General features: G+C 74.6%; 16 protein-coding genes and 2 pseudogenes. 8 read left to right on the forward strand and 10 right to left on the reverse strand.

The annotated features are described in order from the left end of the window. Nucleotides 1-5 precede the first annotated feature (5 nt). Entirely contained in the window at nt 6-176 is a 171-nt protein-coding gene (locus tag ACTWM8_RS22520) for a hypothetical protein (RefSeq protein ID WP_446210765.1), read from the reverse strand. 193 nt (nt 177-369) lie between these two features. Between ACTWM8_RS22520 and ACTWM8_RS22525 the strand changes: the two genes are divergently transcribed. After that, complete coding sequence (locus ACTWM8_RS22525; protein WP_446210766.1) at nt 370-1,056, forward strand: DUF4191 domain-containing protein; 687 nt, start codon at nt 370-372, stop codon at nt 1,054-1,056. 168 nt (nt 1,057-1,224) lie between these two features. On the opposite strand, the gene ACTWM8_RS22530 is transcribed toward ACTWM8_RS22525, so the two are convergent. Continuing rightward, nucleotides 1,225-1,638, reverse strand: coding sequence for an RDD family protein (locus ACTWM8_RS22530; protein WP_446210767.1), 414 nt, complete (start codon nt 1,636-1,638; stop codon nt 1,225-1,227). Between the two features lie 276 nt (nt 1,639-1,914). On the opposite strand from ACTWM8_RS22530, the gene glnA reads away from it, so the two are divergent. Further along, complete coding sequence (gene glnA / locus ACTWM8_RS22535; RefSeq protein WP_357913549.1) at nt 1,915-3,339, forward strand: type I glutamate--ammonia ligase; 1,425 nt, start codon at nt 1,915-1,917, stop codon at nt 3,337-3,339. A 146-nt stretch (nt 3,340-3,485) separates the two neighbouring features. On the opposite strand, the gene mptB (ACTWM8_RS22540) is transcribed toward glnA, so the two are convergent. Beyond that, on the reverse strand, nt 3,486-4,967 hold the full coding sequence (gene mptB, locus ACTWM8_RS22540) for a polyprenol phosphomannose-dependent alpha 1,6 mannosyltransferase MptB (protein WP_446210768.1): 1,482 nt from the start codon (nt 4,965-4,967) through the stop codon (nt 3,486-3,488). Between the two features lie 13 nt (nt 4,968-4,980). Then, nucleotides 4,981-6,390 (reverse strand): polyprenol phosphomannose-dependent alpha 1,6 mannosyltransferase MptB, encoded by a 1,410-nt coding sequence (gene mptB / locus ACTWM8_RS22545; RefSeq protein ID WP_446210769.1) that lies wholly within the window; start codon nt 6,388-6,390, stop codon nt 4,981-4,983. 35 nt (nt 6,391-6,425) lie between these two features. Here mptB (ACTWM8_RS22545) and ACTWM8_RS22550 point away from each other — a divergent pair, with 35 nt between their 5' ends. Further along, the gene (locus ACTWM8_RS22550; RefSeq protein ID WP_446210770.1) at nt 6,426-8,018 is read left to right on the forward strand and encodes a hypothetical protein; all 1,593 of its coding nucleotides are present in this window, start codon (nt 6,426-6,428) and stop codon (nt 8,016-8,018) included. 172 nt (nt 8,019-8,190) lie between these two features. Here the strand turns inward: ACTWM8_RS22550 and ACTWM8_RS22555 are convergent, their stop codons facing one another. Then, nucleotides 8,191-8,814, reverse strand: coding sequence for a helix-turn-helix domain-containing protein (locus ACTWM8_RS22555; RefSeq protein ID WP_446210771.1), 624 nt, complete (start codon nt 8,812-8,814; stop codon nt 8,191-8,193). 86 nt (nt 8,815-8,900) lie between these two features. On the opposite strand from ACTWM8_RS22555, the pseudogene ACTWM8_RS22560 reads away from it, so the two are divergent. The 3 genes and pseudogenes from ACTWM8_RS22560 to ACTWM8_RS22570 form a co-directional block, all read left to right on the forward strand. Beyond that, a pseudogene (locus ACTWM8_RS22560) lies at nt 8,901-9,893 on the forward strand (NAD(P)/FAD-dependent oxidoreductase); the annotation flags it as partial. Between the two features lie 96 nt (nt 9,894-9,989). Continuing rightward, nucleotides 9,990-10,535 (forward strand): annotated as a pseudogene (locus ACTWM8_RS22565) (SAM-dependent methyltransferase); the annotation flags it as partial. A gap of 333 nt (nt 10,536-10,868) precedes the next feature. Next, nucleotides 10,869-11,258, forward strand: a complete 390-nt coding sequence (locus ACTWM8_RS22570) for a peptidase inhibitor family I36 protein (protein WP_446210772.1) — start codon at nt 10,869-10,871, stop codon at nt 11,256-11,258. A 117-nt stretch (nt 11,259-11,375) separates the two neighbouring features. Here the strand turns inward: ACTWM8_RS22570 and ACTWM8_RS22575 are convergent, their stop codons facing one another. Both ACTWM8_RS22575 and ACTWM8_RS22580 read right to left on the reverse strand, forming a co-directional pair. Then, nucleotides 11,376-14,396: a bifunctional [glutamine synthetase] adenylyltransferase/[glutamine synthetase]-adenylyl-L-tyrosine phosphorylase gene (locus ACTWM8_RS22575; RefSeq protein WP_446210773.1), complete on the reverse strand. Its 3,021-nt coding sequence runs from the start codon at nt 14,394-14,396 to the stop codon at nt 11,376-11,378. Nucleotide 14,397: 1 nt separating this feature from the next. Continuing rightward, complete coding sequence (locus ACTWM8_RS22580; protein WP_154944028.1) at nt 14,398-15,165, reverse strand: type 1 glutamine amidotransferase; 768 nt, start codon at nt 15,163-15,165, stop codon at nt 14,398-14,400. 78 nt (nt 15,166-15,243) lie between these two features. On the opposite strand from ACTWM8_RS22580, the gene ACTWM8_RS22585 reads away from it, so the two are divergent. Continuing rightward, nucleotides 15,244-16,173 carry a S66 peptidase family protein gene (locus ACTWM8_RS22585; RefSeq protein ID WP_446210774.1) on the forward strand — a complete coding sequence of 310 codons (930 nt, stop codon included), beginning with the start codon at nt 15,244-15,246 and terminating at the stop codon, nt 16,171-16,173. 215 nt (nt 16,174-16,388) lie between these two features. Then, nucleotides 16,389-16,847, forward strand: coding sequence for a hypothetical protein (locus ACTWM8_RS22590; RefSeq protein ID WP_446210775.1), 459 nt, complete (start codon nt 16,389-16,391; stop codon nt 16,845-16,847). Nucleotides 16,848-16,994: 147 nt separating this feature from the next. On the opposite strand, the gene ACTWM8_RS22595 is transcribed toward ACTWM8_RS22590, so the two are convergent. From ACTWM8_RS22595 to ACTWM8_RS22605, 3 genes are all read right to left on the reverse strand, one after another. Beyond that, entirely contained in the window at nt 16,995-17,375 is a 381-nt protein-coding gene (locus ACTWM8_RS22595) for a VOC family protein (RefSeq protein WP_446210776.1), read from the reverse strand. Between the two features lie 122 nt (nt 17,376-17,497). After that, a complete protein-coding gene (locus ACTWM8_RS22600; RefSeq protein WP_446210777.1) occupies nt 17,498-18,190 on the reverse strand; it encodes a helix-turn-helix transcriptional regulator in 693 nt (230 codons plus the stop codon). Nucleotides 18,191-18,225: 35 nt separating this feature from the next. After that, nucleotides 18,226-18,651, reverse strand: a complete 426-nt coding sequence (locus tag ACTWM8_RS22605; protein ID WP_446210778.1) for a DUF350 domain-containing protein — start codon at nt 18,649-18,651, stop codon at nt 18,226-18,228. Nucleotides 18,652-18,704 lie beyond the last annotated feature (53 nt).

The raw sequence follows: 18,704 nt of genomic DNA on the forward strand, positions 1-18,704 counted from the left end.
GGTCGTCACCGGCGGGCGGCGTCGGTGCGGCCCGGGCGGCCGCGGCGGCTCAGCCAGCTACGGCCGTGCCGGCGCGGCAGGGACCGGGCGAGCCGGGCCGCCTCGGCGTCGGCCTGGAGCTCGGCGGCGTGGCTGCGGTGGATGGAGAGGAGGAAGTCTGCGTCGTTGCCGAACATGTCGGGCTCCTTCGGGGTCGTCGTTCGCTGATGTCGACTTTCCGCGCGAAGGTGCCCCCGGGGCATGGGTGCGCCGCCTGATCTTCGGCCGGGCGCCCTCCTTACCGGGGCCGGAAACGCCGGCTGAGGCGGCGTAAGGTACTCAGCCGGCCGCGGATCATCTGCGCCGGCGGGGACCACTAGACTCTGGGGCATGGCAAAGCCCCAGGAGAAGGTCTCGTTCGGCCAGCGGCTGAAGCAGATCGGGATGGTGTTCCAGTTCACCGCCAAGCAGGACAGGTGGTTCGCGCCGCTGACCGCTGCGGCGGTGCTGATCCCGCTCGCGCTCACCGTGGTCGCGGTGATCCTCTGGGGCTGGCTCTGGCTGCCGCTGGGCATCCTGATCACCCTGCTCGCCGTGCTGATCGTGCTCAACCTGCGGTCCAACAAGGCGATGATGAACGCGGCCGAGGGGCAGCCCGGCGCGGCGGCGCAGATCATGGAGAGCATGCGCGGCGACTGGCGGGTCACCCCGGCGGTCAGCTCCACCACCCAGATGGACATGGTCCACCTGGTGATCGGCCGCCCCGGCGTGATCCTGCTGGCCGAGGGGAACCCGCAGCGGGTGCGCGGCCTGCTCGGCCAGGAGAAGCGTCGGCTGGCCAAGGTGATCGGCTCGGCGCCGCTCTACGACTACGTGATCGGCCAGGGGGAGGGCGAGCTGCCGATCCGCAAGCTGCGGATGACCCTGATGCGGCTGCCGCGCAACCTCCAGGGCAAGGACGTCAACGCCTTGGACAAGCGGCTCAAGGCGCTCACCGCCCGCCCGCAGATGCCCAAGGGCGCGATCCCGAAGAACATGCGGCCGCCGCGCGCGTTCCGCCAGACGCGGGGCCGCTGACCCCCAGACGTACGCGAAGAGCCGGGCCCCCGAGGGGCCCGGCTCTTTCGTGCCGCCCGAGGCGGTGATCCACTCCGTTCCGCCGATACGGCGGGATCCGGACGACCGAGACAGGCCCATGTCGGCGACATGGAGTCGATCATGTCCCTCAGAAACGGCCGAGGCGCGTCAGGGGCGGGTGGGGCGGGGCGCGTCGGCGATCACCGAGCCGGTGAGCCGGTCGTGCAGGCCGCGCCGGTGCTCGTCCATGATCAGCGCGGGCACCAGCAGGGCGAGCAGCAGGCCCCGCAGCAGCGCCCGGAGCAGTCCGATCCGGCCGCCGTCGGCCCAGCCGAGGCAGCGCACCTTCGTGACGTACATGCCGGGGGTCTGCGCGAAGAGGCCGAGGAAGAAGCCGTACTCCAGGATCAGCACCAGCGGTGGGGCCCAGCCGTCGCGGACCGGGTCGGCGAAGCCGCGGGCGACCAGCAGGCAGAGTACCCAGTCGATCACCAGGGCACCGAACCGGCGGCCGAGGCTCGGCGGGGTGAAGGAGGGGTCGGCGGCGGGCGGCACCGGTGCCGCGGCGTGCGGGTTGGTCACGACGGTCAAGGGTAGTCAGCGCCCCGCCGACGGCGGTCGGGGTGGGCGGCGGAGGCCGGATCGGCACGTATCGCAGAATCGGGCCAACCGCATCAATTAGCCATACACCCTCCCAGCGGGTATCGTCCGAACGGTGACCCGCCGAGGGCTGAGCGGCGCCGATGACGCTCCGCGAGCGACGTAACACGGCGGAAACAGAGGAGACACGGCCGGGCAACCGCACGGCCATAGCGTCGTCAGTGCCCAGCCACCGGAGTGGACGTGCCAGGAGGACGTGTGTTTGCCAATCCCGAGGAACTCCTGCGATACCTCAAGAACGAGGACGTGAAGTTCGTCGACGTACGTTTCTGTGACCTGCCCGGCGTGATGCAGCACTTCAACATCCCGGTCGAGTCCTTCGACGACAGCGTCTTCACCGACGGCCTCGCGTTCGACGGCTCGTCGATCCGCGGCTTCCAGGCGATCCACGAGTCGGACATGCTCCTGCTCCCGGACGTCGCGACCGCCTTCATCGACCCGTTCCGCGCGCAGAAGACCCTCGCGCTGAACTTCTTCATCCACGACCCGTTCACCCGCGAGGCGTACTCCCGGGACCCGCGCAACGTGGCGAAGAAGGCCGAGGCGTTCCTGGCGGCGAGCGGCATCGCCGACACGGCGTACTTCGGCGCCGAGGCGGAGTTCTACATCTTCGACTCGATCCGCCACGAGACCTCCGCCCACCAGTCGTTCTACTACATCGACTCGATCGAGGGCGCGTGGAACTCCGGCCGGGAGGAGGAGGGCGGCAACCGCGGCTACAAGACCGCGTACAAGGGCGGCTACTTCCCGGTGCCCCCGGTGGACCACTACGCCGACCTGCGGGACCGGATCGTGCGTCGCCTGGTCGACGGCGGCTTCACCGTCGAGCGGTCGCACCACGAGGTGGGCACCGCCGGCCAGTCGGAGATCAACTACAAGTTCTCCACCCTGCTGCACGCCGGTGACCAGCTCCAGCTCTTCAAGTACCTCGTGAAGAACGAGGCCTGGGCCGCCGGCAAGACCGCCACCTTCATGCCGAAGCCGCTCTTCGGCGACAACGGCTCCGGCATGCACACCCACCAGAGCCTCTGGCTCAACGGCGAGCCGCTGTTCTACGACGAGACCGGCTACGCCGGCCTGTCGGACACGGCCCGCTGGTACATCGGCGGTCTGCTGCACCACGCCCCGTCGCTGCTGGCCTTCACCAACCCGACGGTCAACTCGTACCGCCGGCTGGTGCCGGGCTTCGAGGCGCCGGTCAACCTGGTCTACTCGCAGCGCAACCGCTCCGCCTGCACCCGCATCCCGGTCACCGGCAGCAACCCGAAGGCCAAGCGGGTCGAGTTCCGGGTGCCGGACCCGTCCAGCAACCCGTATCTCGCCTTCTCGGCGATGATGATGGCCGGCCTGGACGGCATCAAGAACAAGATCGAGCCGCCGGCGCCGATCGACAAGGACCTGTACGACCTGCCGCCGGAGGAGTGGGGCGACGTCAAGCAGGTGCCGGGCTCGCTGCCCGAGGTGCTCGACGCCCTCGAGGCCGACCACGACTACCTGCTCGACGGCGGCGTCTTCACCCCCGACCTGATCTCCACCTGGGTCGGCTGGAAGCGCGCCAACGAGGTCGACCCGGTGCGTCTGCGCCCGACCCCGCACGAGTTCGCCATGTACTTCGACTGCTGAGCAGTCGTCGACACCGGCCCGGGCCGGCTCCGCGTTCGCGGAGCCGGCCCGTTCCGTCGTACGGCCCCTTGATCGGCCCGGTTTGCGGCGTGTCGGGGTGTGTCGACGACGCGGACACCGCGACACGCCGCGAACGGGCGTGACGGTCAGGGTTGGGCGGCGGGTGGGGCGGGGCGGCCCCGGCGCCACGCGCGCCAGGCCCGTGCCGCGAGCGCCACCACCAGCACGGTCATGGCGATCGCGCCGGGCGCCTTGGTGTACCGGGCCAGGGACGTGCCGTCCGGCAGGGCCAGGAAGGTGGCCACCGCGGCGGGCAGCACGAACCACCCGGTCCGGGTCGCCGACACGGCGAGCAGCAGCAGCGGCCAGGTCGCGTACCAGGGGTGGAAGACCGGGGCGAGCACCACCGTGGCGGCCAGCGCGACGCCGGCGGCGTGCAGGGTCACCCGGGGGCGGGCCGCCGCCAGCCGGCGCACCCGCTGCCGGACGTCGTTGAGGGCGCGCAGCGCCGACCAGGCCCGCCACCAGAGCACCACCAGCAGCACCGCGAGCAGCACCAGCGCCGCCGCCCGGGTGACCGGCACCGCGCCCGGCTCCCGCCCGGCCCACTCGCCGAGGTAGTCCACGACGACGCCCACGGCGGTGGGCGGGGAGGTCCACTGCTCGGTGTCGCCGCTGCGGGCCAGGCCGGCGAGCCAGCCCAGGCCGAGCCCGGACAGCGCCGAGGTGGCGGCCAGCGCGGCCAGCACGCCGCCGGCCAGCCAGCCCCCGTCCCGGAGCAGCGCGCGCGGGGTGTACCGGCCGAGCACCGCCGCGAGGGCCGCGAACGGCAGCACCACCACGGCGGTGGCCTTCACCGTCACCGCCAGGCCGAGCAGCACCCCGGCGGCCAGCAGCGCCGTCGGCTTGCCGGGCAGCCGGACCAGCACCAGCAGGCCGAGCAGGAGCAGCCCGAGCATCACCGCGTCGTTGTGCGCCCCGGCCACCAGGTGCACCCCGACCAGCGGGCAGGCCAGCGCCAGCCAGGCCGCCCGGGCGGTGGGCACCCCGGCGGCCCGGGCCAGCCCGGGCAGGCAGAGCGCGGCCAGCAGCACCCCGGCCAGCGCGACGAGCCGCAGCAGCACGACGGTGCCGACCAGGCCGCCGCCGAGGGTCACGGCCAGCGCGGCGAGCAGCACGAAGAACGGGCCGTACGGCGCGGGAGTGTCCCGCCAGATCGGCGCGACCGACTCCACCCAGGGGCAGCCGGCCGCCGCCACCCCGATGTCGTACGGGTCGTGGCCGGCGGCGTACGCCCAGCCCTGGCAGGCGTACGAGTAGACGTCCCGGCTGCCCAGCGGCGGCGCGGCCAGCAGCGGGACCAGCCACAGCCCGGCGGTCAGGTACGCCCACCGGGTCGACGGGGCGCCCCGGCGCAGCGACCACCAGGCCCCGACCAGCAGCGCCGTGCCGAGCAGCCAGCAGCCCAGCGCCCACGGGGCGTTTCCGGCGCGCCAGGGGCCGGCGGGCGGGATGTCGGGCAGCGCCCCGCCCAGCCACCCGGCGACGGTGAGCAGCACCGCGCCAAGCAGGCCGGCGTACCGGGCGAGCCGGGCCTGGCCGATGGTCGGCGGGCCGGGCTCGGTCACCGGCAACCTCTCCTCAGGCGGCGGGGGCCGGCCGGCGGGCCGCCCGAGCCGACCGTACCAACCGGACGGCCACCACGATCACCAACAGCGTCATCAGCGGCGCACCGGGCATCTTGGTGAACCGGGCCAGGCCGGTGCCGTCGGCCAGCACCAGGAACGACGACACCAGCGCGACCAGCGAGAACCATCCGGTACGCCGGGCGGTGGCGGCCAGCACGGTCAGCGGCCAGATCCAGTACCAGGGGTGGAAGAGCGGGGACAGGGCCACCGTGGCGGCCAGGGCCAGCCCGGCGTGCCAGAGCGGGTCCCGGGTACGGGCCCGCCACCACAGCCACACCAGCAGCACGGCGAGCACCAGCACGCCGATCGCCCTGGTCACCGGCAGCGCGTCGACGTGCGCGCCGAAGAGCGCCGCGACGTACCCGACGGTCTGCCCGACCGCGGTGGACGGCGAGGTCCAGGCGATCACCAGGCTCCCCTGCTCCAGTCCGCTGATCCAGCCGAAGCCCAGGCCCGACGCGACGGTCGCCGCGACCGTCGCGGCGAGCGCCCCGCCGACCACCGGGCCGCCGTCACGGATCAGCGTCCGGATCCGGTACGGCCCGGCCATCGCGGCCAGCGCGGCGAACGGCACCACCACCAACGCGGTGATCTTCACGGCGGCGGCGAGCCCGAGCAGCACTCCCCCGGCAAGCAGCGCCCAGCGGCGACCGGGCCGGGAGACCACCACCGCCAGCCCGGCGACCATCAGGCCGACCATCAGCGCGTCGTTGTGCGCGCCGGAGATCAGGTGCACGCCGACCAGGGGGGACGCCAGCGCCAGCCAGAGCGCCCGCGGCACCGGAACCCCGCAGCGGCGGGCCACCACCGGCAGGCACCAGGCGGTCAGCGCCACCCCGGCCAGCGCCAGCAGCCGGAACAGCGCGGCGGCGGCGGTGAGCGAGCCGGTGGCCTTGACGATCGCGCCGGAGATCATGACGAACAGCGGCCCGTACGGCGCGGGGGTGTCCCGCCAGATGTACGAGATGGTGTCCAACCACGGGCAGGGCAGCGCGGAGACGCCCTGCTCGTACGGACTGATCCCGGCCGCGTAGCTCGCGCCCTGGCAGGCGTACGCGTAGACGTCCCGGCTGCCCAGCGGCGGCGCAACCAGCAGCGGGACCAGCCAGAGCCCGGCGGTGACCAGCGCCCAGCGGGCGGACGGCACCCGGTCGCGCAGCGACCACCAGGCCCACGCCATCAGCGCGGTGCCGACCAGCCAGAGGCCGATGACCAGCGGCCCATGCCGGCCCTGCCAGATGCTGACCGGGGTGGGGCGCAGCGGGGAGTCTGGCAGCGCGCCACCGAGGTACGCGGCGACGGCGAGCAGCGCCGAGCCGGCCAGGCCGATCCAGCGCGAGAGGTGGTGAGGCACGTCCGACATGCTGCCAGTACGGTGGTCGCGGACCGGAGGTGGGCATGCGGCGCAGCAGGGTGGTGGGGCTCTCCGCCGGCTGCGCCGCCGTGGCCGGCGCGGTGTGGCTGGCCCTGCCGCCGATGGGTTCGGACCTCTCCGCCCAGGTCACCCGGGCCGACTTCTTCGCCGCGCACGGCACCGCCCTGGTGGACCTGCGCTGGTACGCCGGCATCCACCCGCTCGGCTACAGCCTGGTCACGCCGCCGCTGATGGCCACCCTCGGGGTGGGCGTCATCGGCGTCCTCGCCCTGGTCGCGGCGGCCACCGCGTTCGCGGCGCTGCTGGTGCGCACGCCGGTGCCCCGTCCCCTGCTCGGCAGCCTGGTCGGGGTGCTCACCATCACCGGCAACCTGGTCTCCGGCCGGGTGACCTACGCGCTCGGCGTGGCGTTCGGGCTGGCCGCGCTGCTGGCGCTGACCCTGCCGACGCACGGCCCGCCGGGCCGCCGCTGGGCGCGCCCCGTCCTGGTCGCGGCGGGCGCGCTGCTGGCCTCGGCGACCAGCCCCGTCGCCGGCCTCTTCGTCGGCCTGGCCGGCGCGGCACTGCTGCTCACCCGCCGGTACGCCGACGGCCTGCTGCTCGGCGTCGCCGCCGCGCTGCCGCTGGGGGTGACCGGGCTGCTCTTCGGCGAGGGCGGCTGGATGAACATCAGCCGCACCGACACGTTGCGGGCGGTGCTGACCAGTCTGCTGGTGGCGGCGCTGGTGGCGTACCGGCCGGTGCGGGTGGGGGCGCTGCTGTCGGCGGCGGGAGTGCTGGCGGCGGCACTGGTGCACACCCCGGTCGGGTTGAACGCCACCCGGCTGGCGGTGATGTTCGCGCTGCCGGTGCTGGCCGCCGCCGCCCGGCCGCCCCGCTGGCTGACCGCCCGGCTGGCGAGCGGGGGGGCCCGGTGGGGCCGGGTGGCCGGTGGCGTGGCGCTCGCCGTGCTGCTGGCCGCGGTCTGCGCGTGGCAGCCGCCGGTGGTCGCCGCCGACCTGCGCAGCGTCGACGACCCGACCGCCGCCCGGTCGTTCTTCGCGCCGCTGCGGGCCGAGCTGGCCCGGCGCGGGCTCAGCGGCCGGGTGGAGGTCCCGCCGACCCGCAACTACTGGGAGGCGGCCCGGCTCGGCGAGGTGCCGCTGGCCCGGGGCTGGCTGCGGCAGGCGGACATCGCCCGCAACCCGCTCTTCTTCACCACCGTGCCGGGGGCCGCCGGCACGGGCGTGCCGCTGACCGCCGAGAGCTACCGGGCCTGGCTCGACGAGTTCGCCGTGCAGTACGTGGCGGTGCCCGACGCGCCGCTGTCCTGGGTCGGCCGGGCCGAGGCCGAGCTGGTCTCCGCCGGCCTGCCGTACCTGACGGAGGTCTGGTCGGACGGGCGGTGGCGGCTCTACGCGGTGGCCGACCCGACGCCGATCGTGGGCGCTCCCGGCGAGTTCGTCGGGCAGGACGGGGCCTCGCTGACGTTCCGCACGTCCGCCGCCGGCACGGTCCCGGTCCGGGTGTGGCACATCCGCTGGCTGACCGCCTCCGGCGGCGCCACCGTCGCCGCGGACGGGGACTGGACGACGGTCACCGTGCCGCGCGCCGGCACCTACACCCTGAGCGGGTGACGGACCGCCGGCGCGGACGGGCGCTGCGAGGTGCCTCCTCCACGCCCTTTCGAGCTGATGTCGTAGACGATTCACAGCGATGGCACCGAATAGGTAGGGCGGAGAGCCCGCTGACTCGTCTGCGTCATCAGCTCCACAGGGCCGCACGGCCGGCCGGGACGGGCCAGGCCGGTCAGCCGAGGTCGCGGCGTACCGGGGAGGGGCGGGCGCGGACGTGCAGCCGCTCCCCCTGCGGCCCGAAGAGGCTGAGGATCTCCAGCGGGCTGTCGTACGGGTTGCCGAACCAGTGCGGCGTACGGGTGTCGAACTCGGCGACCTCCCCCGCCTCCAGGGTCAGCTCGTGGCTGCCGAGCAGCAGCCGGCACCGCCCGGAGAGCACGTAGAGCCACTCGTACCCCTCGTGCACCTGCTGCTCGGGCTCCCCCGGCCGCCCGCCGGGCGGGTAGATCATCTTGTAGGCCTGCACCCCGCCGGGACGGCGGGTCAGCGGCACGATGGTGACCCCGTTGCGGACCACCGACCGGAGCCGGACCCGCGGGTCCCCGGTCTCCGGCGCGCCGACCAGGTCGTCCAGCGGTACCCGGTGGAACCGGGCCAGCGGGAGCAGCAGCTCCAGGGTGGGCCGGCGGCCACCGGACTCCAGCCGGGACAGGGTGCTCACCGAGATGCCGGTGGCGGCGGAGAGCTGGGCCAGCGTCACGGCGCGCTGCTGACGCAGGGCCCGCAGGCGCGGCCCGACCGCCGTCAGCACCTCGTCCGGGGCCGCGGTGTCGTCCGCCATCCGTTCGTTTGCCATCTCGGCAACGATACTTGTCGGTCCGGGAAGTAGCGCGGACGATCCGGGGCATGGGCGGGACGGACCCGCCCGGAGGGGGAACGAGGATGCATGAGCACCGGATCTACGACGTGGTGGTGGTCGGCGGCGGCGCGGCGGGGCTCAGCGGCGCGCTCACCCTGGGCCGGTCCCGCCGGTCGGTGCTGGTGATCGACGGCGGGGCGCCGCGCAACGCCCCCGCCGGGCACGTGCACAACTACCTCACGAGCGAGGGCGTCGCCCCCGCCGAGCTGTACGCGACGGGCCGGGCCGAGGTCGCCGGGTACGGCGTCGAGGTCGTCGACGGCACGGTCACCAAGGCGCACCGGGTCGAGGGGCACGACCGGGCCCGGTTCGAGGTGGAACTGGCCGACGGAGAGCTGGTGCGGGCGCGGCGGCTGCTGGTCACCACGGGGTTGGTCGACGAGCTGCCCGCGATCCCGGGGCTGGCCGAACGCTGGGGCCGGGACGTGCTGCACTGCCCGTACTGCCACGGCTGGGAGGTGCGGGACCAGGCCGTTGGCGTGCTGGCCACCGGGCCGATGACCACCCACCAAGCGCTGCTGTTCCGCCAGCTCACCGACGACGTGGTGGTGTTCACGCACACCGGCCCGCCGCTGGCCCCGGAGCAGGCCGAGCAGCTCGCCGCCCGGGGCGTACGGGTGGTCGAGGGCGAGGTGACGGGGCTGGAGGTGACCGACGACCGGCTCACCGGCGTACGGCTGCGCTCCGGGGAACTCGTCGCCCGGCAGACGCTGGTGGTCGGGCCCCGGTTCGCCGCGCGGGCCGACCTGCTGGCCGGGCTCGGCCTGACGACCAGCGAGTTCGTCGTCGGCGGGCACGTCTTCGGCGACCACGTCGCCGCCGACGCCAGCGGGGCGACCGCGGTGCCGGGGGTCTGGGTGGCCGGCAACGTGACCGACCCGCAGGCCACCGTGATCGCCGCCGCGGCGGCGGGGATGAAGGCCGGCGCGGCGCTCAACGCCGACCTGATCGCCGAGGAGACCGACCGGGCGGTCACCGCGCTGCGCGCCGGCGCGGACACCGAGGCCGGGGCCAGAGCGGATACCGGCGCGGACGCGGTGGACGCCGAGACGGCGCGGCACTGGGACGAGCTCTACCAGCGGCGGGAGCGGATCTGGAGCGGGCGGGCCAACCCGCACCTGGTCGACGTCGTCGACCCGCTGCCGGCGGGCACCGCGCTGGACCTCGGCTGCGGCGAGGGCGCCGACGCGATCTGGCTGGCCGGTCGGGGCTGGCGGGTGACCGCGGTGGACGTCTCCACCACCGCCCTGGACCGGGCGGCCGCCGAGGCCGCCACGGCCGGGGTGGCGGCCCGGATCGACTTCCAGCGGCACGACCTGACCCGCACCTTCCCGGAGGGGGTGTTCGACCTGGTCTCCGCGCAGTTCCTCCAGTCGCCGCTGGAGTTCCCCCGAGCCGACGTGCTCCGGGCGGCGGCGCGGGCGGTGGCGCCCGGAGGCCGGCTGCTGATCGTCGAGCACGGCGAGGTCCCGCCGTGGTCCCGACTGGCCCACCCGGACGTGCGCTTCCCCACCCCGGAGGAGACGCTGGCCGAACTCGACCTGGACCCGGACGGGTGGCGGACCGAGCGGTTGGACGCGCCCCGGCGCGAGGTCACCGACCCGGACGGGCGGCCGGCCACTCTGGTCGACCACCTGGTGCTGGTCCAGCGCCGCTGACGGCGCGGAGTGGGTGGACTGTGAGCCGCGCGCGGAAGCCAATGCCGTAACCACGTCGAGCGGTGACGGGCCAGTGACGAAAAGCATCGAAGTCCTTGACACTGAAATACGGCCTCCCGTAGGTTGGCAATCACGACAAGCAGTTACACGGGGGTAAATGCTTATCGCCTTCCTGATGGGTCGCTGTCATCCATGCGATCCATCATGGCGGTCGCAGCCTTTACGCCCGCAGCATCGCCTTGTGTCGATGCTATGGGCAGGCTGGCCGCGCCGGGCCAACACCCTGGCGCGGTCCACCCCTCGTCGCTGCGCCCCCCACAAGGAAGGAAGATCATGCGACGGATCGGCAGTACCCTGGCGGCCCTCACCCTCGTCGGCACCGCCGTGCTGAGCGGCTCGCCGGCCCAGGCGGCCACCTCGTCCACCGACACCAACCTGGCATTGAGCTGCCCCTCCACCGGCGCTCTCTGCCTCTACCGGGACGCCGGGTTCCTCAACCTGATGGACGTGCTCAACGGCAGCTCCAGCCTGGTCGGCACCACCGCCGACAACAAGACCACCTCCGTGCGGAACCGCTCGAGCTGCGCCTACCGGCTCTACAAGAACGGCGACCGCTCCGACTCGCCCATCACGATGGGACCGCGCACGGAAATCAGCAACCTCGGCACCTTCTGGGGCCTCCAGTGGAACGACTCCATCAGCTACGCGCAGATCTACTGCTGACGGATCGCGCCACCTTTTCTCAACGGCGCACACCCGGACGATCAATTGAGCAGTAACAATTCTCGCCAATATCTGCGCACAATTTCCGGGTAATGCTGTTCCTCGACGTCGGTGTGCTCAGGCACCGGCGTCGAGGACGCGTTCCATGGCGGCCCGGGACCGCCGGGCGGTGCGCAGGTACTCGTCGAGGAACTCGCCGGGGTCGTCGCGGCCGAGCAGCCGGACGACCCCGGCCAGCTCCACGCCGTGCCGGGGCAGCTGGTCGCCGGCGCGGCCACGGACCAGCATGAGCGCGTTGCGGACCTGCGCGGCGAGCGTCCAGCCGGCGGCCATCCCGGCGGCGTCCGCCGGGTCGACCAGGCCGGCGTCCCGGGCCGCCGCCAGCGCGTCGAGGGTCCGGGTGCCCCGCAGTTGCGGGTACGCCCCGGCGTGCCGGAGCTGGAGCAGCTGCACCGCCCACTCGACGTCGGCCAGGCCGCCCCGCCCCAGTTTGGTGTGGGTGGCCGGGTCGGCGCCCCGGGGCAGCCGCTCGTTCTCCACCCGGGCCTTGATCCGGCGGATCTCCACCACCTGCTCGCGGCTCAGCCCGTCGGCCGGCCAGCGGACCGGGTCGATCAGCGCCTCGAACTCGGCACCCAGGTCGGCGTCGCCGCAGACGAACCGCGCACGCAGCAGCGCCTGCGCCTCCCACACCTTCGACCAGCGGGCGTAGTACTGCGCGTATGCGGCGAGGCTACGGACCAGGGGCCCCTGCCGGCCCTCGGGGCGCAGGTCGGCGTCGACGCCGAGCGGCGGGTCGGGGGCGGGCACGCCGAGCAACCGGCGCAGCTCCTCGGCGATGCCGTGGGCGGCGGCGCTGGCCGCCTGCTCGTCCGCCCCGGCCGGCGAGTCGTGGACGAAGAGCACGTCGGCGTCGGAGAGGTAGTTCGACTCGTACCCGCCGAGCCGGCCCACGCCGATCACGGCGAACCGCAGTCCGGGGGGCCCCGGCCTGGCGGCCCGCGCGGTGCGCAGCGCGGCGGTGAGGGTGGCATCGGTGACGTCGGAGAGCGCGGTGCCGACCCCGGTGACGTCGGCCAGGGGCGCGGCGGCCTCCGAGCCCCGCTCCGGGCGCGGAGCGAGCCCGCCGGCCCGGCTGAGCAGGTCGGCGCAGGCGATCCGGACCAGCTCCCGCCGGCGCAGCGCGCGTACCGCCCGGATCGCCTGCTCCGGGTCGGGGTACCGGCCCGCGGCGGCGGCGAAGCCGTCGCAGAGCACCTCCCGGGTACGCGGGGCCAGCTCGCTCTCCTCGGCCAGCAGGCGCAGCGCCTCGGGCTCCCGGGCCAGCAGGTCGGCGGCGTACCGGGAGGAGGAGAGCACCCGGGCCAGCCGGCGGGCCACCGGCCCGGAGTCCCGCAGCAGCCGCAGGTACCAGGGGGTGCTGCCGAGCTTGTCGGAGACCTGGCGGTAGTTGAGCAGGCCGCGGTCCGGCTCGGGGGCGTCGGCGAACTCGCTGAGCAGCACCGGCAGCAGGGTGCGCTGGATGGCGGCGGTGCGGCTGACCCCGCCGGTGAGGGCCTGGAGGTGGCGCAGCGCCCCGGCGGGATCGGCGAAGCCGAGGATCTCCAGCCGGTGCCGGGCCGCCTCCGGGGTGAGCCGCAGCCCGTCGGCGGGTACCCGGGCCACCGACTCCAGCAGCGGCCGGTAGAGCAGCTTGGCGTGCAGCCGGCGTACCTCGGTTGCGTGGGCGACCCACTCGGCGCGGAAGCTCTCCACGGCGCTGCGGCCCGGCGTGGCGGTGCACCCGAGCGCGGCGGCGAGCCAGCGCAGCGCGGCCGGATCGGTCGGCACGGTGTGGGTCCGGCGCAGGCCCTGGAGCTGGAGCCGGTGCTCGACCCCGCGCAGGAAGCGGTACCCGCGCAGCAGCGCCTCGCCGTCGGCGCGGCCGACGTAGCCGCCGGTGACGAGCGCGCGCAGCGCCGGGATGGTGCCCGGCGCCCGCAACGACTCGTCGCCGCGGCCGTGCACCAGTTGCAGCAGCTGGACGGCGAACTCGATGTCGCGCAGCCCGCCCGGCCCGCGCTTGATCTCGCGTTCCAGCTCCTTCGGCGGAATGTTGTCGATGATCTTGCGGCGCATGGACCGGACGTCGGAGACCGCCTCGGGCCGCTCGGCGGCGGTCCAGACCAGCGGGGCGAGCGCCTCGATCCACTCCCGCGCCAGGGCCAGGTCGCCGGCGGCCGGCCGGGCCTTGAGCAGGGCCTGGAACTCCCAGGTCCGGGCCCAGCGCTGGTAGTAGGCCAGATGGCTGGCGAGGGTGCGCACCAGCGGCCCCCGGTTGCCCTCGGGGCGCAGCGCGGCGTCCACCGGCCAGGCGACCAGCCCGCAGACGCCGATCAGCCGGGCGGCGACCGTGGTGGCGACGCTGAGGTCCGCGTCGTCGGCGGCCACGAAGATCACGTCGACGTCGGAGACGTAGTTCAGCTCGTCGCCGCCGCACTTGCCCATCGCCACCACCGCGAGCCGGGGCCGGGCAGTGCCCGCGGGCAGCTCGTCGACGGCGATCTCGTACGCCGCCGCCAGGGTCGCGTCGGCCAGCGCGGAGAGCGCGGCCATGGTCTGCTCCAGGCCGCGCCCACCGGTCAGGTCGGCCGCCGCGATCCGCAGCAGCGCCAACCGGTACGCCTGCCGCAGCACCGCCACCGGCGCGGTGGCGGCGGTCAGCCGCCCGGCGGCGGGGAGGTCCAGCCGGCCGTCGGCGGTGGGGGCGAGCCCGTCCGGTGCGGTGGCCAGCACCGTCCACTGCTCCGGGTTGGCGACCAGGTGGTCGCCGAGCGCCGACGAGGCGCCGAGCACGGCGACCAGCCGGCGGCGCAGCCCCGGGTCGGCGTGCACCGCGTCCAGCAGGGCGGGCGGGTCGACGGCCCGGCGCTCCGCCTCGACCAGGCGGTGCAGCTGGCGCAGGGCCAGGTCCGGGTCGGCGGCCCGGGAGAGCGCGGCCAGCAGCTCGGCGGCCGGCTCGTCGACCGGCTCCTGCTCCTCGACCCGCCACAGTCCGAGGCCGTCCGGGCCGAGCAGGTCGGCCGCGCGGGAGCCGCCATCGGACTGCGCGGTGCCGAAGCCGTACCGGGCGAGCCGTCCCCTGGCCGGTCTGGTCATCTCACTGCCCGAGCAGCGGCAGGCTTCGCCGGGTGGGGTCGTCGCCCAGCTCGCCGAGGGCCAGCGCGGCGAAGCGGACGGCGAACGGCTGCCAGACCTCCTCCACGTCGGCCATCACCCGGTCGCAGGCGGCCACCACCAGCTCCGGGTCGTAGCCCAGCTCGGCCAGCAGGTCGGAGTCGCGGGCCCAGTCGGCGATCATCGCGGTGTCGCACTCGATGTGGAACTGCAACCCCCAGGCCCGGTCACCGAGCCGGAACGCCTGGTGCGGGTAGCGGGTCGAGGCGGCCAGCAGGGTGGCGCCCCGGGGCAGCTCGGTGATCTCGTCGGTGTGCCACTGGAGCACGTCCGGGATCAGCGGCACGTACCGGAACAGCGGGTCGGCGTCGGCGGCGTCCCGCTTGCCCACCACGCCGGGGCCGACCTCCGGGCCGGACGGGCTCCGCTCGACCAGGCCGGCGTGCGCGGTGGCCAGCAGCTGACCGCCGAGGCAGACGCCGAGGGTCGGCACCCGGTACCGGACCGCCTTGCGCAGCAGCCCCTCCAGCGCCGGGAACCAGGGCGCGCCGGGGCTGCCGTCGGGCAGCGGGTACGCCTGCTGCTCGCCGCCGAGCACCACCAGCGCGGCGTACCCCTCCAGGTCGGCGGGGAGCGCGTCGCCGGCGTGCGGGCGGAGCACCCGCAGGTCGAGGCCCCCCTCGGTCAGCCACTCCCCCAGCCGGCGGAGGTCGTCGGTCGGGTCGTTCTCGATCACCAGCGCGGTCGCCACGGTGTCGAGGCTAGCGGGTGCGCCGGCGCAGACCCGGAACGGCTCGGCCGCCCACCGCGCCGACTAGGCTCTGCCGCTGTGATCACCGACGAATGCCTGCGCCCGCCGGTCCTGCGCCCCGGTGACACGGTGATGCTCGTGTCGCCGTCCGGCCCGACCCGGCCCGAACGGGTGGCCCGGGGCGTCGAGCTGCTGACCGGTTGGGGGCTGCGCCCGGTGCTGGCGCCGAACGCGTACGCCCGGCGGGGCTACCTGGCCGGCGACGACGCGCTGCGTGCCGCCGACCTGAACACCGCCTTCGCCGACCCCGAGGTGCGCGGGGTGATCTGCACCCGGGGCGGCTACGGCGCGCAGCGGGTGGTCGACCTGCTCGACATGGCCGCCGTACGGCGGGACCCGAAGGTGGTCGCCGGCTTCTCGGACATCACCGCGTTGCAGTTCGCGCTCTGGCGGGGCGCCCGGCTGGCCGGCGTGCACGGCCCCGGCGCGGCCTGGCTGGACGAGCGGACCCCGCTGCGCTCGGCGGAGTCGCTGCACGCCGCGCTGATGACCACCGAGCCGGTGACCGTCGCCGCCACGCCGGACGAGGAGACCTTCGCCGTCCGGGTGCCCGGCCGGGCGGTCGGTCCGCTGCTCGGCGGCAATCTCTGCCTGATCACCGCCTCCATCGGCACTCCGGACATGCCCGACCTGACCGGCGCGGTGCTGCTGATCGAGGAGGTGCAGGAGCCGCCGTACAAGGTCGACCGGATGCTGACCCACCTGCGCCGGGCGGGCGTGCTGGACGGCCTGGCCGGGGTGGCGGTCGGCCAGTTCACCGAGTGCGCCGACGGCTGGGACACCACGGTCACCGACGTGCTCACCGAGTGCCTGGGCGATCTCGGCGTCCCGGTCCTCGGCGGCCTCCCGGTCGGCCACGGCGTCGGCCAGCTCACCGTCCCGGTCGGCACCCGCGCCACCCTCGACGCCGAGGCCGGCACCCTCACCGTCTCCCCCGCCGTCCGCTGACCCACCCCGCCCGCCGCCCCGCCTCCGCCTGGGCTCGGCGCGGTGATCAAGAAGTTTGCGTCCGGGAAAGCGTCTTCCGCTGACGCGAACTTCTTGATCACCTCTAGCGGGGGGTGGATTTTCAGCTGGGTGACAGGGTCGGCACGGGTTCGGCCCAGGTTCGGTGGTCACTGTCGGTGAGGTCATCGCACCAACCACCGATCACTGGAGGACTGATGTCCCGCACGATGTCGAAGAAGCACCTGCTGGCCGGGCTCGCCGCCGCCGGAGTGCTCGGCGTGGGGATCGCCGCCCCGACGGTGGCCTTCGCCGAGGACGCCACCCCGTCGCCCAGCGCCAGCAGCAGCGCCGACCAGGGCACCGACCGGCAGCAGCAGAAGGCCGACCGCCAGAGCGAGTTCGCCGAGGCGCTGGCCAAGGAGCTCGGCGTGCCCACCGAGAAGGTGACCGCCGCGCTGGAGAAGCTGCGCGAGCAGCGCAAGGCCGACCGCCCGGAGCGCCCCTCCGGCGAGGACCGGCAGGCGGCGCTCAAGGACCGGCTGGCCCAGGCGGTCAAGGACGGCAAGCTCACTCAGGAGCAGGCCGACGCCATCACCAAGGCCGCCGAGTCCGGCGTCTTCCCGGGCCCGGGCGGCCGTGGCCACCACGGCGGTCCGGGCATGACCGGCAGGTGACCCGGGTGGCCCCGCCGTCCCCTCCCCCGGCCGTCGGTCTCCTCCCGGCCGGCCCACCCCCAGCGGCGGGGCCATCCCTCTACTCGATCCGACCGCGCACGACGTGGTCCGCCCCGGCGGCGCTGCCGGGGCGGACCTGCGGTGGGCTCAGGCCCCGGCGGGCGGCGGCGCGAAGACGCCGAAGTGGTTTCCGGCCGGGTCGAGCAGGTGGGCGAAGGTCAGGCCGTTGTCGTTCGACTTCAGCGGGACCAGCACCTTGCCGCCGGCCGCCTCGGCCCGCCGGCAGGTGTCGGCCACGTCGGCCACCTGCACGTAGAACACCGCGTAGTTCGGGCCGGCCCCGCCGGTGGCCCGGATCGCGCCCTGGATCGACCCCTCCGGCCCCGGCTCCACCACCCGGTACGACGTCTCCGGGCTGCCCTGTTCGGTGAACGCCCAGCCGAACACGTCGGTGTAGAACCGCCCGGTCTCCTCGGGCCGGTCGGTGCCGACCTCGAACCAGCTGACCGCGTTGGTGATCGTGGACATGTGTGTCGCCTCCCGTCGCAGGCCCGGCCGGTCGGCCGGGCTCGTCAGGAGTCAGCCTCGGGGTCGTCCGCGACACCGTCCTGTCGGTGTTTCCCCGACGACTCGACCCCGCGGCCGGACGCTCAGACCAGGCTCAGCGCGCGGACCCGCTCGTGCGGGATGTCCAGGTCGTCGAGGCGCAACTCCCGGGTGACCACCTCGGGCAGCGCCTCCACCTCACGGATCCGATCGGTGCGGAAGCAGCGCAGCCCGTCGCGCAACCGGCACCAGGCGAGCAGGTACCAGTGTCGGGGGTTGCCGAGGTAGCCCAGCGGTTCGACCTCGCGTACCGACGCCGTGCCGGCGCCGTCGGCGTACCGCAGGCGCAGCACGCGCCGCGCGGAGACCGCGTCGGCGACGACGGCCGGGACGGGCGTGGCCGGCCCGTCGCCGATCAGGTGCACCCGGCCGGCGAGCCGGTGCGCCTCGGCCGCGTCGGCGGCCGGCATGACCGCCAGCAGTTTGCGCAGGGCAGTGGCGCCCGCCCCGGCGAACGGCGTGCCGCCGAGCCGGTGCAGCGCGACGGCCATCGCGACCGCCTCGGCGGCGGTCAGGTTGACCGGTGGCAGGGTGTGCGCCCGGTCGACCACGTAGCCGCCGGTGCGGCCGGGCTCGGCCCAGATCGGCACGCCGGAGCCCTGCAGCGCGCTGATGTCCCGCTCGATGGTGCGGGTGCTCACCTCGAAGCGCCCGGCCAGCCAGCGGGCGCTGCGCGGCCGGGGCGACACCGCCCGCAGCTCCTCCACCAGGGCGTAGAGGCGGTCGGTCCGGTTCACCCCCGCAACCTAGGCCGGGGGTACGACAGCGGCGCTCAGGCGATGCAGGCGCAGACGATCAGCGCGGCGCCGAAGTGGGTGGCGGCGCTGACCCGGGCCGCGGGGTGCGGCTCGTCGGAGCAGATGATCTCGCCCAGCCGGCCCGGGGTGAGCAGGTCGAGCACGAAGAAGGCCAGCGCCATGATAGCCAGCCCGATCAGCCCGAAGATCACCGTGGAGGCGAGCCCCTTGGCGAAGTCGCTGTAGCTGGTCAGGATCGCGGTGAAGACGATCCCGGCGATGCCGAGCTGGTTGGCGGCGAGCAGCAGCGCGGCGTTGCCGTTGCGCCGCACCCAGATCAGCTCGCGCAGCCTCCCCGGGGTCAGCATGTCGACCAGCAGGAAGCCGGCCGCCATCAGGGCCACCCCGACGACCCCGAACACCACGCTCTGCCACGCCCCGCTGAGCAGATCCTCCAGCACCGACTGCCTCCCGGCCTCCTACGCCCGGCGAGGGTGCCGGCGCGGTGATCGAG

The organism is Micromonospora sp. IBSANI012, assembly GCF_052814045.1.